21 protein-coding genes and 2 pseudogenes are annotated in these 23,174 nt (G+C 73.2%); 14 read left to right on the top strand and 9 right to left on the bottom strand.

The features are described 5' to 3' along the window. Nucleotides 1–677, top strand: a 677-nt coding sequence (locus ACFYPD_RS29565) for an RNA-guided endonuclease TnpB family protein (protein WP_387120491.1), incomplete at its 5' end; no start/stop codon positions are given. A 349-nt stretch (nt 678–1,026) separates the two neighbouring features. Here the strand turns inward: ACFYPD_RS29565 and ACFYPD_RS29560 are convergent. Together ACFYPD_RS29560 and ACFYPD_RS29555 are read right to left on the bottom strand one after the other, a co-directional pair. Then, nucleotides 1,027–1,557, bottom strand: a complete 531-nt coding sequence (locus ACFYPD_RS29560) for a GNAT family N-acetyltransferase (protein WP_387120488.1) — start codon at nt 1,555–1,557, stop codon at nt 1,027–1,029. Nucleotides 1,558–1,679: 122 nt separating this feature from the next. Further along, nucleotides 1,680–1,988, bottom strand: coding sequence for a TraR/DksA family transcriptional regulator (locus ACFYPD_RS29555; RefSeq protein WP_387120485.1), 309 nt, complete (start codon nt 1,986–1,988; stop codon nt 1,680–1,682). Nucleotides 1,989–2,479: 491 nt separating this feature from the next. Between ACFYPD_RS29555 and ACFYPD_RS29550 the strand changes: the two genes are divergently transcribed. After that, the gene (locus ACFYPD_RS29550) at nt 2,480–3,229 is read left to right on the top strand and encodes a BTAD domain-containing putative transcriptional regulator (protein ID WP_387120483.1); all 750 of its coding nucleotides are present in this window, start codon (nt 2,480–2,482) and stop codon (nt 3,227–3,229) included. Here the strand turns inward: ACFYPD_RS29550 and ACFYPD_RS29545 are convergent. From ACFYPD_RS29545 to ACFYPD_RS29525, 5 genes are all read right to left on the bottom strand, one after another. Beyond that, nucleotides 3,160–3,963, bottom strand: coding sequence for a BTAD domain-containing putative transcriptional regulator (locus tag ACFYPD_RS29545; protein WP_387120480.1), 804 nt, complete (start codon nt 3,961–3,963; stop codon nt 3,160–3,162). The two genes, ACFYPD_RS29550 and ACFYPD_RS29545, sit on opposite strands and share 70 nt — an antisense overlap. An 81-nt stretch (nt 3,964–4,044) precedes the next feature. After that, nucleotides 4,045–4,419, bottom strand: a complete 375-nt coding sequence (locus ACFYPD_RS29540; protein WP_091308430.1) for a hypothetical protein — start codon at nt 4,417–4,419, stop codon at nt 4,045–4,047. A 28-nt stretch (nt 4,420–4,447) separates the two neighbouring features. Then, nucleotides 4,448–4,663 carry a hypothetical protein gene (locus tag ACFYPD_RS29535; protein ID WP_387120477.1) on the bottom strand — a complete coding sequence of 72 codons (216 nt, stop codon included), beginning with the start codon at nt 4,661–4,663 and terminating at the stop codon, nt 4,448–4,450. A gap of 356 nt (nt 4,664–5,019) precedes the next feature. Then, on the bottom strand, nt 5,020–6,213 hold the full coding sequence (locus tag ACFYPD_RS29530; RefSeq protein ID WP_387120474.1) for a low temperature requirement protein A: 1,194 nt from the start codon (nt 6,211–6,213) through the stop codon (nt 5,020–5,022). Nucleotides 6,214–6,452: 239 nt separating this feature from the next. Further along, complete coding sequence (locus ACFYPD_RS29525) at nt 6,453–7,292, bottom strand: DUF4253 domain-containing protein (RefSeq protein WP_387120471.1); 840 nt, start codon at nt 7,290–7,292, stop codon at nt 6,453–6,455. A 123-nt stretch (nt 7,293–7,415) separates the two neighbouring features. Between ACFYPD_RS29525 and ACFYPD_RS29520 the strand changes: the two genes are divergently transcribed. From ACFYPD_RS29520 to ACFYPD_RS29465, 12 genes and pseudogenes are all read left to right on the top strand, one after another. Next, nucleotides 7,416–8,975, top strand: coding sequence for a phage tail sheath subtilisin-like domain-containing protein (locus ACFYPD_RS29520; RefSeq protein WP_387120468.1), 1,560 nt, complete (start codon nt 7,416–7,418; stop codon nt 8,973–8,975). A gap of 11 nt (nt 8,976–8,986) precedes the next feature. Next, nucleotides 8,987–9,508: a phage tail protein gene (locus tag ACFYPD_RS29515; protein WP_091261579.1), complete on the top strand. Its 522-nt coding sequence runs from the start codon at nt 8,987–8,989 to the stop codon at nt 9,506–9,508. A gap of 5 nt (nt 9,509–9,513) precedes the next feature. Further along, nucleotides 9,514–10,227 (top strand): hypothetical protein, encoded by a 714-nt coding sequence (locus ACFYPD_RS29510; RefSeq protein ID WP_387120466.1) that lies wholly within the window; start codon nt 9,514–9,516, stop codon nt 10,225–10,227. Beyond that, nucleotides 10,224–11,090 (top strand): hypothetical protein, encoded by an 867-nt coding sequence (locus ACFYPD_RS29505; RefSeq protein ID WP_387120463.1) that lies wholly within the window; start codon nt 10,224–10,226, stop codon nt 11,088–11,090. Before ACFYPD_RS29510 ends, ACFYPD_RS29505 begins: the two co-directional genes overlap by 4 nt. Beyond that, nucleotides 11,087–12,337, top strand: a complete 1,251-nt coding sequence (locus tag ACFYPD_RS29500; RefSeq protein ID WP_387120460.1) for a DUF4255 domain-containing protein — start codon at nt 11,087–11,089, stop codon at nt 12,335–12,337. The genes ACFYPD_RS29505 and ACFYPD_RS29500 overlap by 4 nt, the downstream gene beginning before the upstream one ends. Further along, nucleotides 12,334–14,244 carry an ATP-binding protein gene (locus ACFYPD_RS29495; RefSeq protein ID WP_387120457.1) on the top strand — a complete coding sequence of 637 codons (1,911 nt, stop codon included), beginning with the start codon at nt 12,334–12,336 and terminating at the stop codon, nt 14,242–14,244. Before ACFYPD_RS29500 ends, ACFYPD_RS29495 begins: the two co-directional genes overlap by 4 nt. A gap of 461 nt (nt 14,245–14,705) precedes the next feature. Beyond that, complete coding sequence (locus ACFYPD_RS29490; RefSeq protein WP_387120454.1) at nt 14,706–15,467, top strand: ABC transporter permease; 762 nt, start codon at nt 14,706–14,708, stop codon at nt 15,465–15,467. Further along, the gene (locus ACFYPD_RS29485) at nt 15,464–16,705 is read left to right on the top strand and encodes a betaine/proline/choline family ABC transporter ATP-binding protein (protein WP_387120451.1); all 1,242 of its coding nucleotides are present in this window, start codon (nt 15,464–15,466) and stop codon (nt 16,703–16,705) included. The genes ACFYPD_RS29490 and ACFYPD_RS29485 overlap by 4 nt, the downstream gene beginning before the upstream one ends. Continuing rightward, nucleotides 16,702–17,487 (top strand): ABC transporter permease, encoded by a 786-nt coding sequence (locus tag ACFYPD_RS29480; protein WP_387120448.1) that lies wholly within the window; start codon nt 16,702–16,704, stop codon nt 17,485–17,487. Before ACFYPD_RS29485 ends, ACFYPD_RS29480 begins: the two co-directional genes overlap by 4 nt. A gap of 58 nt (nt 17,488–17,545) precedes the next feature. Further along, the gene (locus ACFYPD_RS29475; protein WP_387120445.1) at nt 17,546–18,529 is read left to right on the top strand and encodes a glycine betaine ABC transporter substrate-binding protein; all 984 of its coding nucleotides are present in this window, start codon (nt 17,546–17,548) and stop codon (nt 18,527–18,529) included. Then, nucleotides 18,526–19,280, top strand: a pseudogene (locus ACFYPD_RS29470) (transposase family protein); the annotation flags it as partial. The gene ACFYPD_RS29475 and the pseudogene ACFYPD_RS29470, both read left to right, overlap by 4 nt. Continuing rightward, a pseudogene (locus tag ACFYPD_RS29465) lies at nt 19,262–19,506 on the top strand (phosphoglucosamine mutase); the annotation flags it as partial. The pseudogenes ACFYPD_RS29470 and ACFYPD_RS29465, both read left to right, overlap by 19 nt. A 12-nt stretch (nt 19,507–19,518) precedes the next feature. On the opposite strand, the gene ACFYPD_RS29460 reads toward ACFYPD_RS29465, so the two are convergent. After that, on the bottom strand, nt 19,519–20,265 hold the full coding sequence (locus ACFYPD_RS29460; protein WP_387120442.1) for an ABC transporter ATP-binding protein: 747 nt from the start codon (nt 20,263–20,265) through the stop codon (nt 19,519–19,521). 2 nt (nt 20,266–20,267) lie between these two features. Then, complete coding sequence (locus ACFYPD_RS29455) at nt 20,268–23,081, bottom strand: FtsX-like permease family protein (protein WP_387120439.1); 2,814 nt, start codon at nt 23,079–23,081, stop codon at nt 20,268–20,270. Between the last annotated feature and the right edge of the window lie 93 nt (nt 23,082–23,174).

The raw sequence follows: 23,174 nt of genomic DNA, 5'->3' as shown, positions 1-23,174 counted from the left end.
GCCACCTGAGCACTGCCCAGCAGCGCCTGCGGCACCTCGGCCGGGCGCTGTCGCGCAAGACCGGCCCGGACCGCAGAACCGGCCGCCGCCCCTCCAACCGCTGGCAGCGCGCCGCGAACAGGCTCGGCCGCGCCCACGCCCGGGTCGCCAACCTGCGCCGCGACGGGCTGCACAAACTCACCACCCGGCTGGCCCACGAACACGCCACGATCGTGGTCGAAGACCTCAACATCACCGGCATGCTCGCCAACCGGCGACTCGCCAAACACATCGCCGACGCCGGACTCGCCGAACTCCGCCGGCAGCTCACGTACAAAACCCAGTGGAACGGCGGCCGGCTGATCGTGGCCGACCGGTGGTACCCGTCCTCGAAAACCTGCTCAGGCTGCGGCACCGTGAAAGCCAAGCTGGCCCTGTCCGAGCGCACCTACCACTGCCAGGCGTGCGGCCTGCTCACCGACCGCGACCGCAACGCCTCACTAAACCTGGCCGCCCTGGCGGCCCAGTTTGACACCGCCGGGAGTGGCCCGGTGGCAGCACGTGGAGCCGACCGGAAGACCCGCCAACGCGGGCAGGCGGCTGTGAAGCGTGAACCCGGCACGGCGCCCGCCGGTCAGACCGGGACCGTCCCACCGCAAGGCGGGACTACCAACCGTGTGCTCGCTAGAGCGCACTGAAAGGTAACGGTCTCGAACGCCAGGTCCGGGTCGCAGCGGCACACCGAACCGCTCGGCCTCGGCCACCGGCCCCGTGCCCGCCCCGGTCGGCTGACCGACCTGTCCGTTCCTGCGGTGCCGGAGCGCTGTCACGCCGAGGTGATCGACGACCTCGCCGACGTCATACGCGTTCGCACCGACATTACTCTGAGCTCACGGGCGGCTCGGCGCGCACTCGGTGGTCGAGGCGGTGGGCACCCAGGAGGCGACGATGCAGGCGATCAATGCCACCCGGCCCCGGGGTTCACCTGGGCTTCGTCGGCGTCAACTACGACGTTAAACTCCTTCAGGCACCGCGCGCGCCGGTGGCTCAGCCGAGCTTCTTCCGCAGGGTCTCGAACGCGAGATCCGGTCGCAGCGGGAGGCCGAACCGCTCGTCACCATACGGGAACGGGCTCAGCTCGCCGGTGCGGACGTAACCGCGTCGCACGTACCAGGCGATCAGGTCGTCCCGCTGCGTGATCACGGTCATCCGCATCTCGCCGGTGTGCCACTCCTCCCGCGCGAACCGCTCGGCCTCGGCCAGCAGTTCCCGGCCCAGTCCGCCGCCCTGCCGCTCCGGGGCGACCGCGAACATCCCGAAGTAGACGTGGTCGTCGCGGCGCTCCAACTGGCAGCAGGCGACGATCCCGATACCGTCCTCGGCGACCAGGACCGTCCCGCCCGGGCTCGTCACGGACTCGGCCACCATCTCCGGGTCGGTGCGCTGCCCGGCGAGCAGGTCGGCCTCGGTGGTCCAGCCGGCCCGGCTGCGCTCCCCCCGGTACGCCGACTCGACCAGGTCGACGAGGGCGGCCACATCGGCGTGACGGGCGGTCCGGACGGTGCGCGGGCTGGTCATCGGCGGTCTCCACGGTCACGACGGTTCACCGGGCCAGCGTACGCAGCCGGGCGCCCGCGCGGATCTGCCGCACCGGGCGCCGGAGCGCCGGGCCGCGCGGTGACGGCCCGGCGCCCGCCGGGTCAGCCGTGCTTCTGCTGGCAGGGCACGCAGAAGCGGGCGTGCGGCAGCGCCTCCAGCCGCTCGACCGGGATCGGCGCGGCGCACCGCTCGCAGCGGCCGTAGCCGCCGTCGGCCATGCGGCGCAGCGCGTCGCCGATCTGCCCCAGGCTCTGCCGGGTGGCCGCGATCAGCGCGGCGCGGGTGTGCGCCTCGCCGGGGTCGCCGGTGTCCGCGGTGAGTTCGGTCAACCGGGCCGTCTGCGCCGCGAAGTCGTCGGTCAGCGTGGCCCGCAGCCGGGTGAGCCGGTCGTCGTGCAGGTCGGTGCCCATCTGGATCCCCTTTTAGGAAAAAGAAAAAGGGCCGAAGCCGGATGGCTTCGCCCTGAGTGGCCGTACGCGGATAAAAGAGATCCGGGTGGGCCACGGTCGGTGGGGATCGGGCTCGGGAGGCCGTGGATGGGCGCGACGGAACGGCTGCCCGCCGGACGGGCGGGCACGGCCTCGGGACGCCGGCGGCGGGCAGCAGCGAACGCCGCCGTGGTGACGGCGGTCGCGGACAGCCCGACCGGGTACATCCGCCCACCATAGGCGAGCCCCGACGGTTCGCCAACGACTTTGCCCACCGCCTCCGCCGCGGGCGCGCATCCTGGCGGAGCAGCTGTTCGGCCGGTCTCCGCCGCCGATCATGACCGCCCGCCGGGCCGCCCGGTCGAACGGTATGTCCGGCCACCGACAGGCCCGTTCCCCGGGACCCGCGACCTGCGGTATTCGAGAGATGACCCTCCGCCCACACCCCGACAGAGCGGAGCGCCGACGTGTGGATGACCACGGGAACAGCGCCGGAGGCCGTACCCCCGCACCGGGCCGGCTGGCGGCTGCGGCTGCTCGGCGGCTTCGCGCTCGACCGGGACGGCGAGCCGGTCGCCCTGCCGGCGACCGCGCAGCGGCTGGTGGCCTTCCTGGCCGTGCGCGGCGCCTCGGACCGGGCCCGGACCGCCTGGTCGATGTGGGCGAGCAAGCCTGAGGAACGGGCCTCGGCGGACCTGCGGACGGCGCTGTGGCGGCTGCGCAAGGCCGCACCGGGGCTGCTCACCGACTCCACCGGCCCGCTGGCGCTGACCGCCGGGGTGTCGGTGGACACCAGCTGTCTCGCCGGCCGAGGTCCGGTCGACCCGGCGTTCCTGCGCCGGTACGCCGCCGACGGCTGCCCCGACCTGCTCCCCGGCTGGTACGACGACTGGGTGCTCATGCAGCGGGAGCTGCTGCGGCACCGGGCCCTGCGGGCGCTGGAGGACGCCGCCGGGGCGGCGATCCGGGCGGGTGACCCGGCTGCCGGGCTGGGCTGGGCGCTGGAGGCGGTCGCCGCGGACGCGCTGCGGGAGAGCGGCCACCGGCTGGTGCTCACCGCGATGCTGGCCGAGGGGAACGTCAGCGACGCGCTGCGCCACGCCGACCTGGTGGTCCGGCTGCTCGCCGAGCAGCTGGGGGTGCGACCGTCGGCTCAGCTCATGGCGTTGATCGAGGAGGCGCGCTCCCGGTCCGCGGTGGCCGCCGGCCGGGCACGCGGGTAGGCGTCGAGCAACTCGCCCAGGCACGGATCGGGTTCCATGTCCAGCTCCCGGGCCAGCAGCCGGCGGTAGGTGTCCAGGCCGCGCCGCCCCTCCACCCAGTTCCCCTCGGCCAGGTGCGCCTCCAGCAGCACCCGCTGGGCGCTCTCCCGCAGCGGCTCCGCCCCGGCGGCGGTGAGCGCCACCTCGACGGCCTCGGCGCAGCGGCCCGTGGTGACGAGGTGCCGGCTCATCGCCTCCATCCCGTGCAGCACCCGCTGGCGGACCCGCTCCCGTTCGGTGAGCACCCAGTCGTCGTACCAGCCGGGGAGCAGGTCGAACAGGACCCCGCCGGTGGGCAGCGCGGACAGGTCGGCGCCGGCCGGGCGGCCCGCGATCAGCCGGCCGGCCCAGGCGGTGACGAGGTCGATGTCGACCAGCACGCCGGGCCGGAACGCCAGGTGGTGCCGGTCCACCCCGATCAGCCCGACGTGTGCCTGGTTGAGCCGCCACAGCGCCGAGCGCAGGTTGCCGGCCGCGCGCGCGTCCGGGGCGTCCGGCCACAGGGTGGCGGCGGCGTGGCCCCGGTCGAGGCGGCGGCGGTGCAGGGCGACGTAGACCAGCAGCCGCTTGCTGCCCTCGGGCACGTCGTACCAGCGGGGACCGTGGCTGACCCGGACGTCGCCGAGCAGCCGCAGCACCGGCCCGGACCCGGCCGGCTGGTCGGCCACGAGGGCGTCGACGAAGTCGGCGGTCATCCGGGACCTCCCTGCGCCGCGGGCCTGGCCTCGGCAGGGTAGAACGCGGTGCGTCACCCCGGCGTCACATCGCGGCCGCCCTCACGGGGTGACATCGCGGCCGACCAGGATGTCCAGCCGGGCCGGTTCGGCGGTGTCGTTGGTGAAGGTCAGGCTCGCCGGGTCCGCGCCGAGCAGCCGGGCCGCCCCGGCGCCGAGGAAGGCGTGCGCGCCGTCGAGCGCGATCGCCGTGCCGTCGATCTCGTACGACAGGTCGGCGCTGGGCGTGGCCGGCACGATCAGCACCATGCCCACCCGCTCGGTGCCGGCGGGCACCAGGTCCACCTGCTGGCTCTCCCCGGCCGCGATCTCGACCGAGACCTTGTCGTAGGCCTCGACGTCGACGACGCCGGTGGCCGCGATCTGCGGCCCGTGTGCCACGCGGACCTGGAGGCTCCAGTTGATCTTCTCGGTCATGTGCCTTCCCTGGGTCGGGCGGTGGGCGTCACCGCGCTCGGTGACCGGCGAGGATCTCCACCAGTCGGCTGCGCACCACCTCGACGACCGCGTCCGGCGAGGTGACCGCCCGGCTCTCCGGCCGGCCGCCGGCCAGGTCGACGCAGCTCGTCACCAGGGCGCGGAAGCCGAGCTCGTCCGGCCGGTCCTCGAGCCACACCCGGACGACCACCACCCCACCGCGGTCGGGGTCGGGGCTTGTCACGGGAGCGCCTCCGGGGCAGGAGTCGTGCGCGGGCCGGGCCAGCCTGCCGCCTGGTCGTCACCGGCGCGTGCCCGCCGCGTCACCGGGCCACCTGGCGACCGCGCTGGGCCCGCCGCCGTCTCGCGGCTCGGTCTCAGGGCCGGCCTCCGCTAGTACGGCAGCCGCCGTTTGAGATCTTGCTGCTCTGGCTGGGTGGACTGATCAACACCTGCCTCATTCGCCCGATCAGCAACCTCACCCACCGTTTGCGCTGGTCACGGTTCCGGTGACGTCATCAAGCCCAAGCCCGACGATCCCACTGCGCACGCCACCTCAACCTCGAACTTCAGCACTGATCACGACCGGCAGCCTGTGTATCAGGGAAGTGGTGGCAGCCACCCGGTTGTTCGGCCGCCGGGTCGGGGTTGTTCCGGTGGGCGGTGGGCCGAGCGGCGGGTGTCGATGGCTGCGATGCCGGCCAGGATCACGGTGGCGGTGATCGCGGCTGCTAGTGGCGGCGCGGCGGTCAGGGGTACGACTGCCAGCAGGAGGGCCAAGGCCCCTATCCAGCGGTGTGGGGGCAGTCGGGAGAAGACGGCCCGTTCCAGAGCGCCCCGGCCGGTGAGGTAGCAGGCCGGCCCGCCGAGGATCATGATCAGCCACGTCGGGTAGCTGTGGCCGACGGGGTGGGTTTGGACGATTTCGTGGCCGATGGCGGTTCCCACGATGCCGAGGATCATCACGACGTGGGCGGACGCGGCGAAGCGACCCAGTCCGGCCGGATCCTCGGCCTCGGCGACGGCGTCGCCGAGAAGTTGGCCGGCCTTGTGGAAGTAGATGCGCCATAGCAGGACGGTCGTGAGGAACGCCAGCAGCAGGCCAATGCTTTGGTAGCCGCCGACACGGCCGAGCCCGGTGGCGTAGGTGACGCCGACAGCGAGGATCGTTTCGCCCAGGGCGATCAGCACCAGTTGCTGGTACCGCTCCGCCAGATGGTGCGGCGCGATGGCCCATGCCGTCGCTCGCCCCTTGCCCAGGCCTGGTACGGGCCACCCCCGCCACGCGGAGCCGAGATCAACTACGACCGCCGCGAGCCACCAGGCGGCCTGCGTCCCACCCGAGGTCAACGCCCCGCCGATCCAGAACACCCCGGCGACCAGGAACCAGATCAGGGCCCGAAAGTACAGTCGGGCTAGCGCGTGCCGGCCCAGCGCGTAACCGAAGATCATCGCGCGGCTGACCTGAGCGAGGACGTACGCCACCGCGAAGGTCATTCCCGCGCCGCCGAACGCGTGGGGCACCGTCGTTCCCATGACCAGCAGCGCGAACGCCGTCACCACGATCATCCACTGGGTGTGGGCGGTCCGCGGGTCGAACCGGGCGGTGATGTACGCCGTGATGATCCACAACCACATCAGCGGCGCGAACAGCAACAAGATGCGTCCGATCGCCGTCCACTGCTCCGCCAGGTCGCCACCGCCCACCGATGGCGCCGCGAACGCCACCAACCGATTGAGAGCGAACACCATCACCAGGTCGAAGAACAACTCCACGTAGGTCGCCTGCTGCACGCTCTCCTTGCCGCGCAGCAGCCCTACCGCGTGTCCACGTCCCCATCGCCGATCGGCCATCACTCGCCCATCCCAGCGGATCTGCACTTCACGCGACGCGTCTTGCAGAAAACCCCGATGCCACCGCGCCACCTGGAGCAACTACGCACGGGCCCATGGACGGCCTACAGACGATCACGCGGTGCCGCGCCGCATCTACCCCGCACCGGCCGGCGTCATCTCAGACGGCGGCCGCCGTACTAGGGGCGGTCGTGCAGGAACCAGGCGTCGCTGCGGGCAACGGCCATGGCGAGCTGCCACTGCTCGTGCTGAAGGCTGCCGCCGACGGCGAGGAGCTGACCGGCAAGCTCCCAGGCCGGCGGGCCCGGCTGCGGTTGCCGGGACACGACGAACTGCAGCGTGGTGCTGAAGGCGGCCACCAGCTCGGCCCCCCAGTGCCGGTGCCACTGCCGCATCGCCGCAGCCCACGCCTCCGGCCCACCGGGAAAGATCGCGCCGAAGTAGCCGACCCAGGCCGGCGCCAGCCACGGGGACGTCGTGGGCAGCAGCACCAGTTGCACCTCCCGCATCGGATGCCAGGTGCGGGTGCCGACCAGGGGCTCGTACCAGCCGCGGGCGAGGTCGGCGAGGACCGGGTCCGCCAGCAGGGTGTCGTAGAGCCACCGGTCCAGTTCCGGCTCGCTCGTCGGCGCCGCCAGCGGCCCGGCGGCCAGGGGCAGCCGTTCGGCGCCCAGGAAGGCGCTCACGTAGCTCTCGATCCGCCACGGCTCCATCGGACGGTCGTCCCGGTGCCGCCGGAACGCCGCCCACGGGTCGATCGCCCGCGCCGCCCGCGCCAAGTCGTCGATCTCGGCCGGCGTGGGCTCGTGGTGCAGGTCGCCGGGAAGTGTGAAGACCGGGCACCGGCCCGTGGTCGGCGTGACTGCCCGGGCGGCCCGCCACGCCTCGAGCAGACGGCTCGGGTCCACCTCGTCGACGATGACGGTGCCGCCGATCCCTTCCTCGACGGGATGGTCCTCGAGAACCGTCCCGTGGAGCGCGGCCGCGATCGTCCGGAGGTCCCATTCTGGCGCTGTCACGACGCGGACCGTACCGGCAGCCACCGACACCGGGGCGACACGGCCGGGTGACGGCGCGGTGACGGGCGGACGGCACAGTCGCGCCAGCGGCGTACGGCACGCCCGTGGAGTCGAGGAGTCGTCATGGCGGCAACGCTCAGCCATCCCGGGGTCTACATCCAGGAGATACCCGGCGGCAGTCGCACCATCACCGGCGTCGCCACGGCCGTGGCCGCGTTCGTCGGGCGGGCGCTGCGCGGGCCGGTCGACGTGCCGGTGGCCATCTCCTCGTACGCTGAGTTCGAACGCACCTTCGGCGGCCTGTGGCGGGACAGCGGCCTCGGCTACGCGGTGCGCGACTTCTACCTCAACGGCGGCAACCAGGCCGTCATCGTCCGGCTGGCCCGCGACGCCACCATCGCGCAGCTCGACCTCAACGGCGCGCTGACCCTCCAAGCGGTGGGGCCGGGCGGCTGGGGCAACGCGCTGCACGCCGAGGTGACCCACGCGACCGGCGAGGAGGCCACCACGGTCGCCGACCAGCAGGGGGTGGACGCCGACGAGCTGTTCCACCTGACCGTGCGCGAGGGCCCGGCGGAGAACCCGGTGCTGATCGAGACGTACCCGAACGTGACCCTGGTGGACGGACCGCGCCGGCTGGACACCGTGCTGGCCGCCTCCCGGCTGGTCCGGGTCGGCGCGGCGCCGGCGCTGCCCGGCACGGGCCGGCCCGACGCGGGCGGCTACGACGTGGACACCGCCGATCCGGCGGCCACCGGCATCGACGGCACCCACCTGACCGCCGCGGAGTACACCGACGGTGGCGCGCTGGAGGGCACCAAGCAGGGCATCTACGCGCTGCGCGACGCCGACCTGTTCACTCTGCTCTGCCTGCCGCCGTCGGTGCCCGACCAGGCCCTCGACGACACCGTGTGGGCCGACGCGCTGGACTTCTGCGTACGCCAGCGGGCCTTCCTGCTCGTCGACCCGCCGCCCACCGAGACCGCCGACACGATCCGGGCCTGGCTCGGCGCGCGGGGGCTGACCGCCAACGGCCGCAACGGCGCCCTCTACTTCCCCCGGGTGCGCCGGCCCGACCCGCTGCGCGACGGCGCGGTCCGCGAGTTCGCGCCCTGCGGCGCGGTCGCCGGCGTGATGGCCCGCACCGACGCGGCGCGCGGGGTGTGGAAGGCGCCCGCCGGGGTGGAGGCGGCCCTCGCGGGGGTGACCGGGCCGGCGCTCGTGCTCACCGACGGCGAGAACGGCGCCCTCAACCCGTACGCGGTGAACTGCCTACGCACCTTCCGGGCCACCGGGACGCTGGTCTGGGGCGCGCGGACGCTGCGCGGCGCGGACCTGCTCGCCGACGAGTACCGGTACGTGCCGGTGCGGCGGCTGGCGCTCTTCCTGGAGGAGACGCTGGTGCGGGCCACCCAGTGGGTGGTGTTCGAGCCCAACGACGAGCCGCTGTGGGCGCAGGTCCGGGCGTCGATCGGCGGGTTCCTCCAGGACCTGTTCCGGCAGGGCGCCTTCCAGGGCCGCACCCCGCGGGAGGCGTACTTCGTCAAGTGCGACAGCGAGACCACCACGCAGTACGACATCGACCGGGGGGTGCTGAACATCCTGGTCGGCTTCGCGGCCGTCAAGCCGGCCGAGTTCGTGGTGATCGGCATCCAGCAGCGGACCGCGGCCGCGGCGACCTAGGAGGGGCGGGCATGGCCGAGTTCACGGTCAACGCGCAGCGCTTCGACCCGTACAAGAACTTCAAGTTCCGGGCGAAGTGGGACGGGCGATACGTCGCCGGGATCAGCAAGATCGGCACGCTGAAGCGGAGCACCGAGGTGGTCACCCACCGGCACGGCGGCGACCCGAGCAGCAGCCGCAAGTCGCCGGGCCGCACCGAGTACGACGCGATCGTGCTGGAGCGCGGCGTCACCCACGACCCGGACTTCGAGCAGTGGGCCAACAAGGTGTGGAACTACGGCTCCGGACTGGGCGCGGAGACGTCCCTGGCGGACTTCCGCAAGGACATCATCATCGAGATGTACAACGAGGCCGGGCAGCTGGTCATCGCGTACAAGGTCTACCGGTGCTGGGTGTCCGAGTGGGTGGCGCTGCCCGAACTGGACGCCAACGCCAACGCCGTGGCCATCCAGAGCATCAAGCTGGAGAACGAGGGCTGGGAACGCGACTACACGGTGGCCGAGCCCGCCGAGCCGTCCTTCGTCGAACCCTGACCGCGATGACCACGCTGGACGACCCCGGCCGGCTGCTGGCGGTCTGGGAGGCCGCCGCGGCCGCCCCGCCGGCCGCCCGCGGCCCGGTGCTGTTGCACGCCGCCGGGCTCCTGCCCGACCTCGACGCCGCCCTGGACCTGCCGGTCGGCACGGTCGCCGCGCTCGCCGCCCGGCTGAGCGTCGACAGCTTCGGCGACCCGGTCGACGCCGTGCTCACCTGCGGCTGCGGCCAGGTCCTCGACGTGGCGCTGCCCCTGGACCCGGTCGCCGGGCTCCCCGCCGGGGAAACCGGTGCGGTCGCCGGCGGCACGCTGCGGGTCCGCGCCCCCACCGCCCGGGACCTGCTGGCCGCCGGACGGTCCGACGACCCGGTCGGCACGCTGCTGGCCCGCTGCGTCCGGGACGCCGCCGACCGGCCCGTCGCCGCGGGCGAGCTGACCGTCGACCAGCGCCGGGCCGTCGACGCCGCCGCCGAGGAACTGGCCGGCGCGGCGGCCGTGGTGCTGCGGACCCGCTGCCCCGGCTGCGGCGACACCGTGGTCACCGCGCTGGACGTGGCCGAGCTGCTCTGGGAGCGGGTTGCCGGCCGTGCCCCGGCCGTGCTGGCCGAGGTGGCCACCCTGGCCGCCGCCTACGGCTGGGCCGAGGCCGACATCCTCGCCCTGCCGGCCGGTCGGCGGCGGGCGTACCTGGCCCTCGCGGCGGGGCGGGCAGCGTGAGCGGCGACGACGGCTTCTTCGCCCGGATGGCGCAGCGCGCCACCGGCCGGGAACCGCTGGTGCGGCTTCGCGCCCCGCAGCCCTTCGAGGTCGCGTCGCTGGACCGGCCCACCGGCCGGCCGGCCGAACCGACCGCGTCCTGGCCCGACTCCCCGGCGTCGCCGCCCCGCGCGGCGCCCGACCCGCCGGGCCTGCCATCGCTCACGCCGACGGTCCACACCATCCCGGCGCAGGTGGCGGTCACCCCGGACCGGTCGCGGGCGGACCGGACGCCGCCGGCCACGCCGCCCGAGGCCGCCCCGGCCGTCCCGGACCGGACCGCCGCGCGGGCCGAGCCGGCCGGCCCGGCAGGCCGCGAGCCCGACACCGCCGTCCCGACCACCGCCGCTCCCCCGGCGGTCACCCGGCCACCCGCCGAGCTGCCACCCGACCCCACCCGGCCGGCCGCCGCCACCCCGCCCGCGCCGCCGGCCCCGGCGCCCGCGGCCCGCCGGACTGCCCCCGCCCCGGTACGCGCCGCCGCGCCGGACCTGGCCCGGCTGCTGCGGGAACGCCTCGGCCCCGCGCTGATCGCCCGCCGCGCCGTGCAATCCGGGGAGCGCCTCGTCTTCGTCGACCGGCCGGCCCGGGCCGGCGCACCGCCCCGGCCCGGCACCGCCGAGGTGCGCACCGGCTCGATCCGTCCCGCGCCCACCCCGCCCGCGCCGACCGGGGAGGCCCCGCCGGCCGGCGACGTGCACCTGCACATCGACCGGGTGGTGGTCACCCGCGCGCCCGCACCACCACCGCCCGCACCGCCACCCCCGACCCCGTCCACGGTGGACCACGCCGCGTACCTCGCCCGCCGTCGGGAGGGCCGATGAGCAACGGCCTGGCCATCGCCGCGGTCACCTCGACCCTGCGGTACGTGCTCGAACGGGCCCTCGACGCCACCCACCCCGGGCCGGTCGGCGGCGCCACCGTCACCACGCTGCGCCCCAACCAGCTCTCCGACACCGCGCTGGTCTCCGCGCCCGGCATCAACATCTACCTGTACGACGTGCGCCCCAACCACGCCTGGAACCTCACCGACCTGCCCACCCGCAGCCGCGACGGCGGCTTCACCCGCCGGCCGGTCGCCGCGCTCGACCTGTACTACGTGCTCACCTGCTACGGGGAGGCGGAGTCCCTCGACGCGCAGCGGCTGCTCGGCCGGGCCGTGCTGGCCCTCGCGGTCACCCCGACGCTGACCAGGGACCTGGTCACCGCCGCGATCGACCTGTACGCCGACGACGTGCCGACCGCGTTCCTCGCCGAGTCCGACCTGGCCGACCAGGTGGAGCGGGTCAAGGTCGCCCCGTACACGCTGTCGGTGGAGGAGATGTCCAAGCTGTGGGCCACCTTCGCCACCCCGCACCAGCTCTCCCAGACGTACGTGGCCACGGCCGCGCTGGTCGAGGCGGACGTCATCCCGCGCCGGGCCCTGCCGGTGCGGCAGCGGACCGTCACCGTGCTGGCCGGCGGCCCCGCCGTGCTGACCGCCCTGGTGACCGACCCGCCCGGCGGGACCGCCGCCACCGGCGACCGCGTCGAACTGCGCGGCGCCGGGCTGCGCGGCCGACCCGGGCAGACCACCCGGGTCCACGTCGGACCGGCCACCCTCACCCCCGAGGCGGGCGGCACCGACACCACCCTGGCCGTCACCCTCGACGGCACCGTGCCCGCCGGGCTGCACGCCGTCCGGGTCGCGCACGTCACGCCGGCCGCCGGCGGCGCGCCCGCCCGGGCCACCGCCGGCTCCAACGCGCTGCCGCTGCTGGTCCGCCCCACCGCGTCGGTGGTGGACGGCCCGCCCGACATCGTGCTCGGCGTCGACCCGCCGCTGATGCCCCGGCAGCGGGCCACGGTCCTGCTCACCCGGCTCACCCCCGGCCCGGCCGGCGAACCGGACGCGCTGGCCATCCGGCTCGCCCCGCTCGCCCCGGACGCCGCCCCGCAGGACCGGCTCGCCCTCGCCACCGGGGACGTGCCCACCGGCGACTGGCTGGTCCGGGTGCAGGTCGACGGCGTCGACAGCCTGCCCGACCTGGTCGGAGAGGTTTACGGCGCGCCCGCCCTGACCGTGCCGTGACCGCCGCCGACCGCCGAGCCCGCCCGGCCGACCCGCCCGCCCTGTCGTGGGACGAGGCGAACCGGCTGGCGCTCGTCGCCGAGCTGGACGTGCTGCGGGTGCGGCTCGTCGCGTACCCGGGGGAACCCGACCGGGCGGAACTCGCCGCGGCCGAGGGGCGGCTGGCGGCGGCCCGCGCGCTGCTCGACCGGCCCACGGCCCTCGACGGGCTCGCCGCCGCGCTGCGGCTCACCGGCTTCGAACGGGCGGTGCTGCTGCTGGCCACCGGCCCGGAGCTGGCCGGCGAGGTGGCCGACGAACTCACCGGCGCGCACGGGCAACCCAGACCCACCTTCGGCCTCGCCCTGGCCGCGCTGCCCGGCCCGCACTGGAACGCGCTCACCCCGGACGGGCCGCTGCGGCGCTGGGACCTGGTCCGCCTGCTCGACCCGGACACCCCCACCGGCAGCCCGCTGGTCACCGAGGAACGGGTGCTGCACCACCTCATGGGCGTCCGCTACCTGGAACCCGACCTCGCCGCCGTGGCCCGGCCGGTCCCGCCACCCGCCGCGCTGCCGCCCGCGTTCGCCGCCGTCGCCGCGACCATCCGCACCGTCTGGGAGCACGGCCGCCCCGCCGTGCTCCAGGGACCGCAGCCGGCCAACCTGCCGGTGGTCGCGGCCGCCGCGGCCGATTCCGCCGGCCGCGAGCTGCGACTGGTCGCCGTGGCCGACCTCCCCTCCGCGGTACGCGACCGCGACCGGCTGCTGCGCCTGATCGGGCGGGAGAGCCTGCTCGCGCCGGCCGCCTGGGCGTTCGACGCCGACGGGGCCCGCCCCGAGGACGCCCGCGCCCTGATCCGCGCCCTCGGCACGCTGCCCGCCCCGGTCGCCGTGCTCGGCGCCGTGGACACCGTGCTGGCCGACGGCGTGCTGGTCGGCGTACCCCGGTTGCCCATCGCGGAACGGGCGGCGGCGCTGGACGCCGCGCTCGACCGGCACCTGGCCGACCGGGCGGCGGGCGAGGCGGCCGCGGTGGCCGGGGTGTTCGACCTGGCCCTGCCCGACCTGGAACTGGCCGCCGGGGACGCCGCCGCCGGCACGCCACTGTGGCAGGCGTGCCGGGCCCGCTCCCGCAGCCGCTACGGCGCGCAGGCCCGGGTGGTCCGGCCCCGCGCCGGCTGGGCCGACCTGGTGCTGCCCGACACCCACGTGACGCAGCTGCGGTCGCTGGTCGCCGCCGTGCACCACCGCACCCGGGTGCTGCACGACTGGGGGTTCGCCGACCGGAGCAGCCGCGGCCTGGGCACCGCCGCCCTCTTCGCCGGGCCCAGCGGCACCGGCAAGACCCTCGCCGCCGAGGTGATCGCCCAGGAGCTGGGCCTGGACCTGGTGGTGGTCGACCTCAGCCAGGTGGTCAGCAAGTTCATCGGCGAGACGGAGAAGAACCTCAGCCGGGTCTTCGACGCCGCCGAGGACGGCGCGGCCGTGCTGCTCTTCGACGAGGCGGACACCCTGTTCGGCAAGCGCACCGAGGTACGCGACAGCCACGACCGGTACGCCAACCTCGAGGTCGGCTACATGCTCCAGCGGATGGAGTCGTTCACCGGGCTGGCCATCCTCACCACCAACGCCCGGTCCGTGCTGGACCAGGCGTTCCTGCGCCGGCTACGGATCGTGGTGACCTTCCCGTACCCGGACCGGGCCGCGCGGGAGACCATGTGGCGGCGGGCGTTCCCGGACGCGGTGCCGGCCGATGTCGACCCGGAGCGACTGGCCGCCGTGGACCTGCCCGGTGGTGGGATCGCCGCGGCGGCGCTGACCGCCGCGTACCTGGGGGCGGACGGAGAGCGCATCACCGGGGAGCAGGTGGCCACGGCGACGCGGTGGGAGCTGGCCAAGAACGGCCGTTCCCTGGGCGGTCGTTGACTCTTGGTCCGCGGGTTCGAGTCCCTGGCGGCCCACTTTGGTCCTTCGTGCGAACGCCATGGAGCCACGCCCCCGGGCGCCGAGCTGATGGCGGTCACCTGGCCGCCGCCCACTCGTTGTCTCGCTGTCGCAGCATCGGACCCATTTGAGGCTCCGGTCCCGGGCCGGCCGAACTGACGAGGAGCCCATGGCGTACCGTGGCACCCCCATGATCGCCTTGTACAGAAGTTTCTGTCCGGAAGGAGGAGATGGCCAAGGTGGTGGCACGCCGACACTCCGTGTCGCTCGGCGTGCCGTCAGAGCTTCCCTGCTGACTACTCCAACCGACTCCACGTCCCACACGGAGGGCCTTTGCCGAACGCCTACGCCCGAAATGTGATGGCCAACCGGCCATGGCAGGTCCAGCACCGTCGCGGCTATCTCTGGCCAGGGGCCGGCCAGCCGCCGAGAGGACGTGTCAGATGACGTTCTTCGAATACCTGGAAAGCCGACGCGACCTGCTGATCGCCCAAACCATTGAGCACGCCACGATCGTGTTGATGGCGATAGCGCTGGCGACGCTCATCGGCATGTCCATCGCCGTCCTCACCTACCGCCACCGGCGCGCCCGGGGAATCGCCGTCGCGGTCGCCGCCGCTGTGCTGACCATTCCCTCCTTCGCGCTGCTCGGCCTGCTGATCACGCCGCTGGGCTTGGGGTACCTCCCCGCGTTGGTCGCGCTGACCCTGTACGCGCTGTTGCCGATCATCCGCAACACGGTGGTGGGACTGACCGAGATCGATCCCGCGTTGACCGAGGCCGCCCGCGGGATCGGGATGAGCCGGACACGGTCGCTGTGCACGGTCGAGATACCGCTGGCCTGGCCGGTTATCCTGGCCGGTATCCGGGTCTCCACCCAGATGACCATGGGCATCGCGGCGATCGCCGCGTACGTCGGCGGGCCGGGCCTGGGCAACCAGATCTTCTCGGGCCTGGCCAACCTCGGCGGCGTGAATTCGCTGAACCAGGCTCTGATCGGCACGCTCGGCGTGGTCGTCCTCGCCCTCGTCGTGGACATCTGCCTGGGCTTGCTCGGTGTGCTGACCCGGGCCGGCCGGGGCACCCGGCGGCCCCGATCAAGGTCAACCGCGCCATCCCTCGCCGAGCAACCAGATTCCGTTCTGGCGCTCGCCGGCCCGCCGGCCCTCGCGGCCCCGTCCACCGCCCAGGGAGGTCAACGATGACCGCTGACGTGATGATCGACCTGCAACAGGTCAGCAAGCTCTACCGGGGACAGAAGACCCCTGCGGTCGAGGACGTTTCGATGACCATCCGGCGCGGCGAGATTGTCGTGCTGGTCGGCCCTTCCGGCTGCGGCAAGACCACCACCATGAAGATGATCAATAGGTTGATCGAGCCCACCTCCGGGCGGATCATGGTGGACGGATCCGACGTCACCTCGCTCAACCCGACCGAGCTGCGTCGGCGCATCGGCTACGTCATCCAGCAGGTGGGGCTCTTCCCGCACATGAACGTGGCGACCAATGTCGGGTTGGTGCCGAAGATGCTCGGTTGGGATCGCAAGCGGATCGACGCCCGGGTCGACGAGCTGCTGCACCTGGTCGGGCTGGAACCCGGCCAGTACCGGCACCGCCTGCCACGTCAACTCTCCGGCGGTCAGCAACAGCGCGTCGGGGTTGTCCGGGCGCTGGCTGCCGACCCCCCGGTGATGCTGATGGACGAGCCGTTCGGCGCCACCGATCCGTTGACCCGGGACCGGCTGCAGAACGAGTTCCTCCGGCTGCAGGAGAAGCTGCAGAAGACGATTGTCTTCGTCACCCACGACTTCGACGAGGCGGTCAAGATGGGCAGCCGCATCGCGGTGCTCGGTGACCGGTCGAGCATCCGGCAGTTCGACACCCCGGAGCGGCTCCTGAGTAACCCTGCGGACAAGACGGTGGCCCAGTTCATCGGTGCCGGCGCCTCACTCAAGCAGCTCAACCTGCGCCGGGTCGACGAGGTCGACTGGGACGAGGCCGAGTTGGTCCGGCTGGACGACTCGCCGACGTCGGCGCTGCGCCGGCTGGACGAGACCGGCGAGTGGGCCGTACTGAGCGTCGACAGCGAGCGGCGCCCCGTGCACTGGATCACCGCCCGGGACCTGGATCAGCATCAGGACAACCTGCACGGGATGGGCGGGCCGGCCACCGTGGTGGAACCTCGTGCCACGCTGCATGACGCGCTCGACGCGATGCTCACCAGCAGCAGCGGTGCTGCGGTGGTGGTCGACGACGCCGGCCGGTACCGCGGCACGGTGACCATCGACCGGCTGATGCGAGCGATCGGTGAGATGCGCGAGACCGAGCGGCGCCGCGATCGGCCGGTGGCGGAGGCGCCTGAGAGAGTGGACGGGCCGAAAGCCGCAGCGGCGCCCATGCAGCGCCGTAGCGCCCGGTCGACGACGGATCGGGAGACGCCGTGAGCGTCGGCACGCTCGGCTCCGGTCAGCTCGCGGACGCCGCCCCACCCTCCCGGTGGCGGGGCCTGTTGCGCCGACACGCGACCATGCCGCTGGTGCTCGCGGCGGCGCTGCTCACCACGTACCTCTGGGTGAGCTCGCTTGCCCTGGACGACATCGAGCGACGCTCGCTCAACGCCGGGCAGCTGTTCCGGGTGACCGGCCAGCACGTCTCGATCTCCGCGATGACCACCCTGCTGGTGGTGGTGATCGCGGTCAGCGCCGGCGTTCTGCTCACCCGCCCGGCACTGCGCTGGCTGGCGCCGTTCGTCACCGCTCTGGCCAACGTCGGTCAGGCGATGCCGGCCATCGGGCTGCTGGTACTGCTCAGCATCTGGTTGGGCATCGGCACCGGCACTGCGCTGATCGGGCTGGTGGCCTATGCGGTGTTGCCCGTGCTGCGTAACACGATCGTCGGGATCAACGAGGTCGACCGGCATCTGATCGAGGCGGGTCGGGGCATCGGCATGTCCCCGCTCGCGGTGCTGCTGCGGGTCGAGCTGCCGCTGGCGGTGCCGGTGATTCTCGCCGGCGTGCGCACCGCGCTCGTTCTCGCGGTCGGGGTCGCCACGCTCGCCACCTTCATCGACGCGGGCGGACTCGGCGGACTGATCGTGACCGGGATCAAGCTTCAGCGTGATCCCGTCCTGATCACCGGCGCGGTACTCACCGCCGCTCTCGCCCTGACGCTGGACTGGCTCGGCGGTGTGATCGCCGATCTGCTGCGCCCGCCCGGGCTCGATTGATCCATAGGTTCACGTCCCCTTTCCCCAACCGGCGCCCCGTGCGCCGTGGAGGTCGTCAATGCGTACGCGCACACCCTCTTCCCGACTGGCTACCGGCGCCGCACTCATCGCCATGGCATTGACCGGTTGCTCGGTCACCACCGAGGACTCCGGTGGAAAGGTGGCGGTCGGGGCGGGGTCGATCAAGCAGGATGACGCGCTCGCCGGCCAGACGATCGTGGTCGGCTCCAAGGACTTCACCGAGAACATCGTCTTCGGCCACATCACCATGCTGGCGCTGAAGGCGGCGGGCGCGAACGTGACCGACAAGACCAACATCAAGGGGTCGGTCAACGTCCGCAAGGGTCTGCTCGCTGGTGAAGTCGACGTGTACTGGGAGTACACCGGCACCACCTGGATCACCTACCTGAACCACACCGACCCCATCGCGGACTCGAAGCAGCAGTACGACGCGGTGGTCAAGGAGGACAAGGAGAAGAACCAGGTCGTCTGGGGTGCCATCGCGCCGGCCAACAACACCTACGCGATGGCGGTGCGTGCGGAGAAGGCCAAGGAGTGGAACCTCCGCACCCTGTCCGACCTCGCCACGTTCGCCAAGAGCAACCCGGCCGACGCGACCTTCTGCCTGGAGAGCGAGTTCGCCGGACGGAACGACGGGTGGCCCGGCATGACCAAGATGTACGGCATGAACCTGCCGAAGTCCAACATTAGGAGCGTCGACACCGGAGTCGTCTACACCGAGACGAAGAAGGGCGAGTCCTGCAACTTCGGTGAGGTGTTCACCACCGATGGCCGGATCAGCAACCTCAACTTGGTGGTGCTGGAGGACGACAAGAAGTTCTTCCCGATCTACAACCCGGCGCTGACGGTCAACGGCGCAACTGCCGCCAAGTATCCGAGCCTGACCAAGATCCTTGAACCGATCACCGCCAAGCTCGACGACGACACCATCCGCAAGCTCAACGAGCGCGTCGACGTCAAGGGCGAGCCGGTGGCGCAGGTCGCCGCGGACTGGTTGAAGGAAGAGGGCTTCATCGCCTGACCTCCCGCGCGAACGTGAGCGGCTCCCCGGGCCCGGGGAGCCGCTCACGTTCGTACCTGTCCAAGTCGACAGTGAGCCGCAATTCAGCTGCGCGCCGCATCACGCTGCACGCCGAACGCCAGCGACGGGGCACCCGAACCGGCCGCCGAGCGCTGGGCTGCTTCGCCCAGGCCGTGCTCGTCCTGCGCTGGTTCCTCGACGGCACCGGGTAGTCCAACCGGCCGCCGACAACGCCATCGGCGGATCAACCGCCTACCGGTACCTGCACGAAGGCATCGACACCCTCGCCGCCCGACGACCGAGCCTGCATGGGGCGCTGCTGGCCGCCAAGGCTGCCGGGCACAGCCACGTCAACCTCGACGGCACGCTGATTGAAACCGACCGGGTCGCCATGCCCGGTCCCACACAGGGAGTGGACCTGTGGTGGTCCGGAAAGCATCACCACCACGGCGGCAACGTGCAGGTCATCTCCGCCCCCGACGGCTGGCCGCTGTGGACCTCCCAAGTACGACCCGGCCGGGAGCACGACACCACCGCCGTACGCCACCACGACGTCCTGCCTGTGCTTGCCCTGGCCGCACCCGATCTGCCCACCCTGGCCGACCTAGGTTACGAAGGCGAAGCCGCCACGCTCCGCATCCCGATCAAGAAGGCCGTCGCCGGTCGGCTCACCGACGACCAGAAGACCACCAACCTCGTCCACGCGCACCTGCGACCCCAGGCTGAACGGGCCAACTCGCTGCGGAGCACGCCGCACACCTGGGCATCGCCCACGACGGCGACGCCGACCCGTGCGTCGCGGTGACCGCGGACGGCAACGAGGTGGACGGCGACCAGGTGATGGCGGTCCTCGGGCTCGCGATGGGGGGGCCGGCGAGCTGACCCAGGACACCCTGGTGGCCACGGTGATGAGCAACCTCGGCCGGCGGCTGGCGATGTCCGCGTCGGGCATCTGTCTGGTCGATACCAAGGTCGGCCGGCCGGTACGGCTACAGGCGTAGCCGGGCCGCGCGTTCGAAGGTCTCGGCTGGATCCTCACCGTCGGTGAGGTCGACGTCCTCGACGATCCGGCCGTCGCCGAGCCGGATCAGCCGGTCGCAGCGTGCGGCGATGGCTCGTTCGTGGGTGGCGAGCAGGATCGTCATTCCGTGCCGGTTGCGCAGCTCCAGCAGCAGGTCGAGGATCTGCGTGCCGGTGGTCGAGTCCAGGTTGCCGGTCGGCTCGTCGGCGAGCAGCAGCCGCGGCGCGCCCATCAACGCCCGGGCGATCGCGACCCTCTGCTGCTGGCCGCCGGAGAGCTGGGCGGGCAGCGCGCGTTCCCGGCCGGCGAGGCCCACCGCGTCCAGCAGTTCCCGGGCGCGGGCCGCGTGGTCGGCGCGGCCCCGGCGGGGCAGCACCGGGGCGATCACGTTGTCCAGCACGGACAGTGCCGGCAGCAGGTGGTAGCGCTGGAAGACGAAGCCGACCCGCTGGCGGTACCGGGCCAGCGCCGCCCGGCGCAGCGCGGTGACCTCCACGTCGTCCACGGTGACGGTGCCCTGGTCGGCCTGCTCGATCGCGCCGATCAGATGAAGCAGGGTGGACTTGCCGGAGCCGCTCGGACCGGTGAGCGCCACCACCGATCCCGCCGCGATCTGCAGCGACACGTCGTCAACGGCGGTGAGCCGCTCGGTGCCGGTGCGGAACTGCCGGACCAGTCCGGCGGTGCGGACCGTGCTACCCGTGGTCGCGTTCATGGTCACTCCTCGGCGAGTAGTCGTGCGGTGGGGAGGCGGCGCAGCAGCGCGGCCGGGACGAGCGCCGCCAGGCAGGTAACCAGCACCCCGGCCAGCGCGACGGTGGCGGCCACCGTCACCAGCGCCGCCGGCAGGTCGCCGACCAGCCAGGCTGCCCCGCCGAGCCCGAGGCCGGCGCCGGCGAGCGCGCCGAGCGCGCCGAGCGCGAAGCCCTCGTAGCCGACCAGGCGGGCCAGCGCGGTGTCGGTCCAGCCGGTCGCCCGCAGGGTGGCCAGCTCGGCGGCGCGGTCCCGGATGTTCAGGTAGAGCACGTCGGCGACCGCGGCGGCCCCGAGCAGCACCGTGGTCACCGCCGCGAGGGCGTCCGCGCCGCGCACGCTCAGCGACACGGTGTCGCCGAGCAGACTGCCCACGATCGCGCCGCGGAAGGCGTAGGCCGCGGCGGCGACCACGGTCAGCGCGGCCACGCCGATGGCCAGCGCCCCGGCGCCGAGCAGAGTGCGCCCGGGGGTGCGGACCAGGTTCACCAGGGCCAGGCCGGACAGGGTGCGCGGCCGGCGTACCCAACGGGCGGCGGCCACCGGCGGGCGCAGCGCGGCGGCCGGGTGGGCGCGCGCGGCCCGCAGCGCAGGCGCCAGGCCCGCGACCAGCGCCAGCAGCAGAGCCACCGGTACGGCGAGCAACGCCCGCCGCCAGTCGACTTCGATGCCGAGCGCGGCCCCGAGCGGGAACGCCAGGCCGACGGCGAGCAGCCCGGCGACCAGGCCGAGCGCGGCGACCTCGCCGAGGATCAGCGCGCCGATCCGGCGGGCCGGCCAGCCGAGGCAGGCGAGCACCGCCAGCTCGGGACGGCGGTCCCGGACGGCGGCGGAGACCGCGTTGCCGAGGAACAGCACGCAGACCACCAGCACCAGCAGGAAGAGCGCGACGCTCTTGCGGTCGACGGCCTTCGTGATCGTGGAGGCCACGCCCAGCGCCGACCAGTTCTCCGTCAGCCGCAGCTCCGGGCGGCCGAACGCGCCCGCAGGCAGCTCCACGGTCTGCGGCGCGGGAGAGGAGCCGAGCGTGATGTCGACGTCCAGGCCGGTGGCCTGGGCGATCCGCTCGGCGATCAGCCGGACCCGCTCCGCGGACTGCTTGCTGTATCCGTGCACGTCGGCCACCCGGACCCGGATCGCGCTGATCGGCGCGGTGCGCTGCGGGCTGCTGCCGGTCTGCAACAGCTTCGGCACGCTGGCCAGGGTCGTCAGCAGCAGCGGCGGGGCGGACAGGTAGCCGGCCGGGTTGCCGCTGGGCTCCAGCGGCTGCCCGCCCAGCGCCGCCCGGCTCGGGTTGTCGGCGCCCTCGGCCTTCGGTGGCTCGTACGTCTCGAGCGGCACCTTGCCCAGGTCGCTGAACCCGGCAAGCTTCGTCGGATCGAAGACGCCCACCGCACGCCACTGTCGCGCGAACTGGTCGCTGCGGCCGAGCCGCAGGGAGGTCAGTGGTCGAAAGCCGGTGTCCTCCGTGAGCCAGGGCCGCGGCACCGTCCCCTCGCCGTTGTAGACGTCCGGATCCGGGGCGGTGGTGTCCACCCGCAGCGTGCCGTCGGGCTGTTGGTCGTAGGTGGCCTGGCCGGCCTGCACGGGGACCTCCAGTTCACCCCAGCAGCAGGCGCCGGGGCTCAGCCCGCCGGCGAGCTGGGCCCGGTACGCGCTCAGTGCGTCCTGCTCGGTGCCGCCGGCCGTCGCGGCCGGCGCCCGGCGCAGCGTCCCGGCCAGGTTCTGCGGTGGCAGGCCGGCGATGCTGCGATCGGGCCGAAACCGGGTGTACGTGGTCCGGATGGCGCCGTCGACGAAGGGTCGGCTGGTGGCGAGCACCGGCAGGTGGCCGCCGATGAGACGGCCTCCGTGGTTGGTCGCGACGATGGTGTCGGTGGCGGCGAGCGGACGTCCGGCCACCACCGCGCCGGTGAGTCCGACCAGGCGCTGCTCGGCGTCCGGGTCGACCGCGGCGAGCAGGAACGGCACGGTGAGCCGCAGTGAGATCGTCAGACGGGCGGCGGACTTCGACGGGGACGCGTCCGGCCCGCTGCCCGCTGCCGACTGCTCGAAGCGGCCGTCCGGCAGCAGCCGGAACGCATCTACCCGCCAGGTTTGCCGTTCGGTGAGGCTGGTCGGCGAGTTGAGCTGTCTGACCCGGAGATCGCAGATCGGCTCGGCGCGCCCACCGTCGAGAACCTCCCGAGGTGCCAGCCCGCATTCGTTGGTGTCGTACGTCCGCCCGTCGGTGTACCGCACCGCCTCCGGCCGGTACTCGTCCCCAATCACCGGATAGTGCAGCCGATGCTTCGTCACGTACACGTAGGTCGGCGCGGCGGGGCCGTGGGTGAGTCCCCGTTCGGCGAGGAAGGTGCGGTCGATCCGGATCACCTGGCGGTCCAGCGACCGGTCGACCGCGTCGGTCAGGTCGATCGGCATCTCGATCGGTGTGGTCGAGTAGCCGAGCATCGCGATTGGTGCGGCCACGTCCACGCCCTCGACGGCCTTGACCTGCTCGTACTGCGCCGTGGTGATGCCACCGTAGAGACCGGAGAGGTAGTTGGGCCGGACCAGCCGCCGCTGCGCCTCCAGCGGCGTCCGCGTCCCCTTTGGACGGACCAGAATGTCGTACGCGGCGCGGGTGTTCCGCTCGACCGTGCCGGCGACCGCCAACCGGGAGGTGGTGGTGGCGCCGGTCAGGACGACGAAGCCGGTGGTCGCCACCAGCACGCCGGCCAGCAGCGCCACCGACCGTCCCGCACGGCCACGAAGTTGCCCCCAGACGAAATGGAACATGTCGCGCCTCCCCGTATGCTGACACACACTGTGCGCGATACATTGTCACAATGCAAGGCCCTTCCCGGGTACCTGTCCGAAACCGGATCGGAG

The organism is Micromonospora sp. NPDC005299 (assembly GCF_042872345.1).
Taxonomy (GTDB): Bacteria; Actinomycetota; Actinomycetes; order Mycobacteriales; family Micromonosporaceae; genus Micromonospora.
Note: the sequence above shows the minus strand (reverse complement) of the source record. Positions and strands in the feature narration are given on the sequence as shown.